Origin of the sequence: Actinomadura sediminis (genome assembly GCF_042675525.1) — a bacterium.
Taxonomy (GTDB): Bacteria; Actinomycetota; Actinomycetes; order Streptosporangiales; family Streptosporangiaceae; genus Spirillospora; species Spirillospora sediminis.
In genome coordinates, this window is the sequence record NZ_JBHTJA010000092.1 from 19103 (window position 1) to 28319 (window position 9217).

The following is a 9217-nucleotide window of genomic DNA, read 5'->3' on the forward strand; positions in this document are numbered from 1 at the left end:
GCCGGGACCGGGCGGAGGGTGAGCGGGATGACGGACGAGGCACGGCTGGTCGACTACCTTCGCCGCGCGACCGGGGAGCTGCGCGAGACCCGCCGCCGGCTGGCCGACGCGGAGCGGCGGGCGCGCGAGCCCATCGCGATCACCGGCATGGGCTGCCGCTTCCCGGGCGGCGCCACCGGCCCCGCCGGGCTGTGGCGGCTCGTGGCGGACGGCGCGGACGCCGTCTCGGGGTTCCCCCGCGACCGCGGCTGGGACCTGGACGGCCTCTACCATCCCGACCCCTCGCACAGCGGCACCGCGTACGTGCGCGAGGGCGGGTTCCTGCACGACGCCGCGGACTTCGACGCGGACTTCTTCGGGATCGGCCCGCGCGAGGCCCTCGCGATGGATCCGCAGCAGCGGCTCCTGCTCGAGACCTCGTGGGAGGCGTTCGAGGACGCGCGCATCGACCCGGCGTCCCTGCGAGGCGGCGACACCGGCGTCTTCGCGGGCGTCATGTACCACGACTACGGGACGCACGTGCCCCGGATCCCGGCCGCCCTCGACGGCTACGCGGGCCACGGCAGCGCGGGCAGCCTGGTGTCCGGCCGTGTCGCGTACACGTTCGGGCTGGAGGGCCCGGCGGTGACGGTGGACACGGCGTGCTCGTCGTCGCTGGTGGCGCTGCATCTGGCGGTGCAGTCGCTGCGGCGCGGCGAGTGCTCGCTGGCGCTGGCCGGCGGCGTCACCGTCATGGCGACCCCCGACAGCTTCGTGCTCTTCTCCCGGCAGCGGGGCCTGGCGCCGGACGGCCGCTGCAAGGCGTACGCGTCGGCCGCCGACGGCGTGGGCTGGTCGGAGGGCGTCGGCATGCTGGTGCTGGAGCGGTTGTCGGACGCGCGGCGCAACGGCCGCCGCGTCCTCGCGGTGTTGCGCGGGTCGGCGGTGAACCAGGACGGCGCCAGCAGCAGCATCTCCACCCCGAACGGCCCGTCGCAGCAGCGCGTGATGCGCGAGGCGCTGGCGGACGCCGGATTGTCGCCGTCCGATGTGGATGTGGTGGAGGGGCATGGGACGGGCACGCGGTTGGGTGATCCGATCGAGGTGCAGGCGTTGCAGGGGGTTTATGGGCGGGATCGGGATCGTGCGTTGTTGCTGGGTTCGGTGAAGTCGAATCTGGGGCACACGCAGGCGGCCGCGGGTGTGGCGGGTGTGATCAAGATGGTGCTGGCGTTGCGGCGGGGTGTGGTTCCGCGGACGTTGCATGTGGATGAGCCGTCGGGTGAGGTGGATTGGTCGTCGGGGGCGGTGGAGCTGGTCACGGAGGATTGTGCGTGGCCGGAGACGGGGCGGGTGCGGCGTGCGGGGGTGTCGTCGTTCGGGATCAGCGGCACCAACGCGCACCTGATCGTCGAGGAGGCTCCGGAACCCGAACAGGAGCCCGGGCACGAGCCGGCGGGCGCGCCGGCCACCGACACGGCCGTTCTCGTCGCCGTGTCGGCACGGAACGACGACGCGCTCCGCGCCATGGGCGCGCGGCTCGCGGACGCCTTGGAACGCGAGAGCGCGCCGCACGTCCCCGACCTGGCCTTCACATCGGCCACGGCCAGGGCGACCTTCGACCACCGCGCCGTCGTGGTGGCGGACGGGCCCGCGTCTGCGCTGCGCGGACTACGGGCCCTCGCCGGCGGCGAGCACGACCAGGCGGTGGTGACCGGCCGGGAAACCGCAGGCCGTTCGGCGGTGGTGTTCTCCGGTCAGGGCGCGCAGCGGGCGGGGATGGGTCGTGGGTTGTCCGAGGCGTTTCCGGTGTTCGCGGAGGCGTTCGAGGAGGTGTGCGGGCATTTCCCGGGGTTGCGGGAGGTGGTGTGGGAGCACCCGGAGCTGCTGGATCGGACGGAGTATGCGCAGTGTGGTCTGTTCGCGTTCGAGGTGGCGTTGTTCCGGTTGGTCGAGTCGTGGGGTGTGGTCCCGGATTTTGTGGCGGGTCATTCGATCGGTGAGGTGACCGCCGCCCATGTGGCGGGGGTGTGGTCCCTGGAGGACGCCTGCCGGGTGGTGCGGGCGCGTGCTTCGTTGATGGGCGCCTTGCCTGCGGGTGGGGCGATGGTCGCCGTGCAGGCGTCCGAGGACGAACTCGTTCTGCCGTCCGGGGTGGAAGTGGCGGCGGTGAATGGTCCTTCTTCGGTGGTGCTGTCGGGGGATGAGGACGCGGTGGCTCGGGTGGCGGCCGAGTGGAAGGACCGGGGCCGCAAGACCACCCCCTTGAAGGTTTCCCACGCGTTCCATTCGGCGCAGATGGAGCCGATGCTCGAGGAGTATGCCGAGGTTCTGGCCTCGGTCACCTTCCATCCGCCGACCATTCCGCTGGTGTCGACGGTGACGGGCGAGCGGGCCGATGAGGAGCTCGTCGACCCGGGGTATTGGCTGCGTAATGTGCGTGAGACGGTGCGGTTCGCCGATGCCGTCCGGACCCTTGAAGGTGAGGGTGTTCGCACGTTTGTTGAGGTGGGGCCTTCGGCCGTGTTGTCGGCCACCGGGCCGCACTGCTTGTCCGAGGACGGCGACGCGGCGTTCGTCCCGCTCGCGGACAAGGAGGGACGTGAGCGCGCGGCGTTCGCGCGCGGCATGGCACACCTGTGGACGCGCGGCGTCGAACTCGACCGCCGGGAGTTCGCCGGGACGCCGACCGCGCGGCACGTGGATCTGCCGACGTACCCGTTCCAGCGCCGCCGCTTCTGGATGGAGGCCGACGCGGCGGACACGCGGGCGGGGCACCCCCTGCTGCCCGATGCCGTGGCGCTGGCCGGATCCGGTGGCGTGCTCCTGACGGGCACCTTGACGCTGGACGCCCATCCCTGGCTGGCCGACCACCGGGTGCTGGGTGCCGTCCTGTTCCCGGGCACCGGCTTCGTGGAGCTGGCGCTGCGCGCCGGACGGGAGGCGGACTGCCCGGCCCTGGCGGAACTCACGCTGGCCGCGCCGCTGACCGTGCCGGAGGACGGCGGTGTCGACCTCCAGGTCACGGTGGCGGAGGCCGACGACGCGCGCCGCCGCCGCGTCACCGTGCACTCCCGCCCGGCGGGCGGCGGGCCCGCGGAACCGTGGACGCTGCACGCCGAGGGGACGGTCGAGCCCGACCACGGCACCGCCGGGGCGGAGCGTCTCGGCGCCTGGCCGCCGGAGGGCGCGGAGCCGCTGCCGCTGGACGGCGTGTACGAGCGGCTGGCCGAGCACGGTTACGGCTACGGCCCCGCCTTCCGGGGGCTGCGGGCCGCGTGGCGGCATGGCGACGAGCTGCTCGCCGAGGTGGCGTTGCCGCCGGACCACGTCCGCGAGGCGGAGTCGTTCGGGCTGCACCCGGCATTGCTCGACGCCGCGTTCCACGCGCGTCTCGGCGCCGGCGGCGCACCGTCCCCGGAGGAGCCGGACGGGGTCTGGATCCCGTTCGCCTGGTCGGGCGCGGTGCTCCGGGCCGCCGGGGCGTCGCAGGTGCGGGTGAGCGTCGTTCCGGACGGCCCGGACGGCGTGTCGGTGCGCCTGTGGGACGCGGAGGGCGCGCCCGTCGCGTCGGTCGGGTCGGTCACGGCCCGCAGGATCTCCGCCGGCCGGCTCGCCGGGACGCCCGCGGCCGGCCGCGCGCGGCTGCTGCGCCTGGTCTGGGCGGCGCCGCCCGGCGCCGCCCCGGACGCGGCGCCGGGGACGTGGGCGGTCGCCGAGCCGGGGCTCGGTGACGTGCCGGGCGCCGGGGGGCCGCTGGACCTGACCGCGCCGGGCGGCGACGGCCCGCCTGCGACGGTCCTGCTGCCGTGCACCCTGGCGGACGGGACCGAGGAGAAGGTGCCGGAGCGGCTGTCGGACGCGGTGTCCGGTGTCCTGGACCGGCTGCGGTCCTGGCTGGAGGACGAGCGGTGGTCGGCGTCCCGCCTGATGGCGGTGACCCGGGGCGCGGTCGCCGCGCTGCCGGGCGAGGACGTCGCCGACCTCGCGGGCGCCGCGCTCTGGGGGCTGCTGCGCGCCGCCGCCGCCGAACATCCCGGGCGGATCGCGCTGCTCGACCTGGACGGGGCGCCGGCCTCCCGGCGGGCGATCGCCAAGGCCGTCGCGCTGGGCGAGCCCGAACTGGCGGTGCGCGAGGGCCGCCTGCTCGTCCCCGGGCTGGCGGACGACGGCACCGGCGAGGACCCGGCGGGCGAGGACGCGGCGGACGGCACGGCCCCCGCACCGGACGGGACCGTCCTGATCACCGGTGGGACGGGCGGCCTCGGCGCGCTCGTGGCGCGCCGGCTGGTGGCCCGGCACGGCGCCCGGGACCTCCTGCTCACCAGCAGGCGCGGACCCGCCGCGCCGGGCGCGGACGAGCTGCGCGCGGAACTGGAGGCGCACGGCGCCCGGGTCCGCATCGTCGCGTGCGACGTGTCCGACCGGGACGCGGTCCGCGACCTGCTCGCCGCGCCGCGCGGCCCCCTGACGATGGTGGTCCACGCCGCGGGCGTCGTGGACAACGGCGTCCTCGCCGCCTTCACCCCGGAGCGGGTGGAGACGGTCCTGCGCGCCAAGGCGCACGCCGCCTGGCACCTGCACGAGCTGACGCGGGACGAGGACGTGTCGGCGTTCGTGCTGTTCTCCTCGGCGGCGGGGCTGCTGCTCGGTGCGGGCCAGGCGAACTACGCGGCGGCGAACGCCTTCCTCGACGGTCTCGCCGCGCACCGGGCGGCGCACGGGCTGCCCGCGACGTCGCTGGCCTGGGGGATGTGGTCCGGCGACGCCGGGATGGGCGCGCTGCTGGACGAGGCGGGGACGCGCCGGCTGCGGCGGCTCGGACTGCCGCCCATGCCCGCCGAGGAGGGGCTCGAACTGTTCGACCGCGCGCTGCGGGGCGGCCGCGACCCGCTGCTCGTCCCGCTGCGGCTCGACCCGGTGGCGCTGCGGGACCGGCCGGACGGGGTGCCGCCGCTGCTGCGCGGCCTCGTCCGCCGTCCGCCGCCGCGCGCCGGTGCGAGCGGCGGTCCCGGCCCGGCGGACGCGGACACGGGATGGCGGGAGCGGATGGCCGCCGTCCCGGAGGACGAGCGGGAACGGGAGATCCTGGCCTTCGTGCGGGCCCGCGTCGCGGCCGTCCTGGGGCACGACGGCCCGGAGCGGATCGAACCCGGCCGCGCGTTCCAGGAACTCGGGTTCGACTCGCTCGCGGCGGTGGAGCTGCGCAACGCCCTCGGCGCCGCCACGGGGCTGCGGCTGCCGGCCACGCTGGCCTTCGACCAGCCGAACGCGGTCGCGCTCGCCGCGTACCTGGCCGGGCGGATCGGGTCCGGCGACGCCGACCCGGCCGCGGGCGTCCTGGCCGCGGCGGACCGCCTCGAGGACGCCCTGACCGGCGTCGCGGGGGAGACCCCGGCGCACGCCCGGATCACCGCCCGCCTGGAGGCGCTGCTGCGGCGATGGCGGGAGCGGCGGGCGGACGCCGGGTCGTCACCGGACGCCCCGGCCGGGGCCGGCGACGACGGGGAACTCCTGGACGCCAGCGATGAGGAGCTGTTCGGCGTCCTCGACGCCGAACTTGGCGCCTCCTGACCGGAACCAGCAGGTGGAGGACCGATGGCCGATGACGACCGCAACGACAGGCTCCGCGACTATCTCCGGCGCGCCACCGCGGACCTGCGCCGGACGCGCCACCGGCTGCGGGAGGTCGAGGAGCGCGACGCCGAGCCGATCGCGATCGTCGGCATGGCCTGCCGCTACCCGGGCGGGGTGACCTCGCCCGGGGACCTGTGGCGCCTGGTCGACGAGGGCCGGGACGCCGTCGGCGCGTTCCCGCACGACCGCGGCTGGGACGTCGACGGGCTGTACGACCCCGAACCCGGCACGCCCGGCCGGTTCTACGTCCGCGAGGGCGGCTTCCTGCACGACGCCGGCCGGTTCGACGCGGGATTCTTCGGGCTGTCACCGAACGAGGCCGAGCGGACCGACCCTCAGCACCGGCTGCTGCTGGAGGTGTCCTGGGAGGCGCTGGAGCGGGCCGGGCTCGCCGGGACGGTGCGGGGCAGCGCGACCGGGGTGTTCACCGGCCTGATGTACCACGACTACGCCGAGTCCGGGGGCGCCGGCAGCATGGCCTCCGGCCGGGTCGCGTACGCGTTCGGGCTGGAGGGCCCGGCGGTGACGGTGGACACGGCGTGCTCGTCGGCGCTGGTGGCGCTGCATCTGGCGGTCCGGGCGCTGCGGGCCGGGGAGTGCTCGCTGGCGCTGGCCGGCGGCGCCGCGGTGATGGGCACGCCGGGCATGTTCATCGAGTTCTCCCGGCAGCGCGGCCTGTCCCGGGACGGCCGGTGCCGCTCGTTCTCCGCGGACGCCGGCGGCGTCGGCTGGTCGGAGGGCGTCGGCGTGCTGGCGCTGGAGCGGCTGTCGCGGGCGCGGCGCCTCGGCCACGAGGTGCTGGCGCTGGTCCGGGGTTCGGCGCTGAACCAGGACGGGGCGTCCAACGGGCTGATGGCCCCCAGCGGGCCCGCGCAGGTGCGGGTCATCGAGGAGGCGCTCGCGGCGGCGCGGGTGACGGCCGACGAGGTGGACGCGGTGGAGGCGCACGGCACCGGGACGGTGCTGGGCGACCCGATCGAGGCGCAGGCGCTGCTGGAGACCTACGGGCGGGACCGGCCCGCGGACCGTCCGCTGTGGCTGGGATCGATCAAGTCGAACCTCGGGCACGCGCAGGCCGCGGCCGGCATCGCCGGGGTGATCAAGATGGTGGAGGCGATGCGGCGCGGGACGCTGCCGCGCACCCTGCACGTGACGGAGCCGACCCGGCAGGTCGACTGGTCCGCCGGCGCCGTCGAGCTGCTCACCGAGCCGCGCGCGTGGCCCGCCGGGGAGCGGCCGCGCCGCTCCGGGGTGTCCTCGTTCGGCGCGAGCGGGACCAACGCGCACGTGATCCTGGAGGAGGCTCCCCGCGAACCCGCGGGGGGCGCCCCGCCGCCCGCCGGGCGTCCCGCCCCGGCCGCCGTCGCGTGGCCGCTGTCGGCGCGCTCGTCCCGCGCGCTCCGCGGGCAGGCGACGCGGCTGCTGGCGCACCTCGGCGACCGGCCCGGGCTCGCCCCGGCGGACGTGGGGTTCTCGCTGGCGCGGACCCGGGCGGCGTTCGAACACCGCGCCGTCGTGGTGGGCCGGGACCGCGGCGAGCTGCTGGCGGGCGTCGGCCACGTCGCGGCCGGGACGTCCGGCGACGGAGTCGTCACCGGGGTCGCCGACCTGGACGGACGCACCGTGTTCGTGTTCCCCGGGCAGGGGGCGCAGTGGCCCGGCATGGCGGCCGCGCTCCTGGACGCCGCGCCGGAGTTCGCCCGGCGGATCGCGGAGTGCGAGCAGGCGCTCGCCCCGTTCGTGGACTGGAAGCTGACGGACGTCCTGCGCGACCCGTCGCCGGACCCGCTCGAGCGGGTCGACGTCGTCCAGCCGGTGCTGTGGGCGGTCATGGTGGCGCTCGCGGCCGAGTGGGAGGCGGGCGGCGTCCGGCCGGACGCGGTGGTCGGCCACTCCCAGGGGGAGATCGCGGCGGCCTGCGTGGCGGGCCTGCTCGCCCTCGACGACGGCGCGCGCGTCGTGGCGCTGCGCTCCCGCGCCATCGCGGACCTGCTCGCGGGCCACGGCGGGATGGGCGCGGTGGCGCTGCCCGCCGACCGGGTGCGGGACCGGCTGGCCGCGGGCCCCGGCGGCCTGTCCGTCGCGGCGGTGAACGGGCCCGGCTCGGTGGTGGTGTCCGGCGACGCGGTCGAGCTGGACGCCCTGCTCGCCGAGCTGGCCGCCGAGGGCGTCCGCGTCAACCGCGTGCCGGTGGACTACGCGTCCCACTCGTCGCTCGTCGAGCCGCTGCGGGACCGCCTGTTGGCCGACCTCGCGCCCGTCCGCCCGTGCCCCGGGCGGCTGCCGCTGCTGTCCACGGTGACCGGGGAGTGGGTCTCCACCGGGACGCCGGACGTGCTGGGCCCCGAGTACTGGTACGAGAATTTGCGCCGGACCGTCGGGTTCGAGGGCGCGGTGCGCACTCTCGCCGACGCCGGGTACGCCGCGTTCATCGAGGTCGGACCGCACCCGGTCGTCTCGATGGGGATGCAGGAGACGCTGGAGGACGCCGGCCGCGACGCGGTGGTCACCGGGACGCTGCGGCGCGGCGACGGCGGCCCGGAGCGGCTGCTCGCCGCCATGGCCGAACTGCACGTCCGCGGCATGCTGCCCGGCTGGGCCGGCGGCTGCGCGGACGGCCGCCGCGTCCCGCTCCCCACGTACGCGTTCGACCACCGGCACTACTGGACGGTCGAGGAGCCCGCCGCGCCGCCCGCGCCCGAGCATCCGGGCGGGGAGTTCTGGGAGCACGTCGCCGCCGGGGACGGCCCCGCCCTGGCCCGGACGCTGGGCGTCGGGCACGACGCGGTGGACGCCGTCCTCCCGGCCCTGTCGTCGTGGTGGAGCCGGTCGCGGGACGACGCCCGGGTGGCGGGCTGGCGGTACCGGGTGGAATGGCGCCCGGTGACGGCCGAACCCGCGGCGGGCCTGCCGGGCACCTGGCTGGTCGCCGTACCCGAGCCCGGACGGGACGGCGCGGCGGCACCGGAGGGGGCGGATGTCCTGGTCGCCGGGCTGGCCGCCGCCGGCGCCCGGATCGTGCCGGTCCCCACGGCGGGCGACGACCCCGAAGCGGTCGCCCGGCTGCTCGCGGACGCGCTCGCCGGCGACGCCCCCGCGGGCGTCCTGTCCCTGCTCGCCCTGGACGGCCGCCCCGACCCGGACCTTCCCGAGCTGTCCCGGGGCGTGCTGTCCACGGTGACGCTCGTCCGGGCGCTGCACGTGCTCGCGGCACCGGACGGCGACGGGACGAGGCCCGTCCGGCTGTGGTGCGCGACCAGGAACGCGGCCGCCGCGCCGGGGACGGGACCGGACGCCGGGCACCTCGACCCGATGCAGGCCGTCGTCTCGGGCATCGGGACGGTGCTGGCCCTGGACGCCCCCGACATGTGGGGCGGCGTCCTCGACGTGCCCGCCGCGCCCGACCGGACCACCGTCCGCCAGGTGATCGACGTGCTCGCCGGCGGGACCGCCGAGGACCGGCTCGCCGCACGGCCCGCCGGCCTGTACGCGCCGCGGCTCGTGCGGGCGCGGCCGCCGGCGGCCCCGCCGGCCCGGCCGGGCGGCCCCCGCGGCACGGTGCTGATCACCGGCGGGACCGGCGGGGTCGGCGCGCACGTCG

At 77.0% G+C, this 9217-nt stretch carries 2 protein-coding genes; both read left to right on the plus strand.

Annotation, left to right across the window (positions count from 1 at the left end; translation table 11 throughout):
- Positions 1-27: 27 nt before the first annotated feature.
- Entirely contained in the window at positions 28-5553 is a 5526-nt protein-coding gene (locus ACFQ11_RS29870) for a type I polyketide synthase (RefSeq protein ID WP_378304688.1), read from the plus strand.
- A gap of 24 nt (positions 5554-5577) precedes the next feature.
- Positions 5578-9217 (plus strand): type I polyketide synthase (locus tag ACFQ11_RS29875; RefSeq protein WP_378304690.1); only part of this gene is annotated, 3640 nt, incomplete at its 3' end.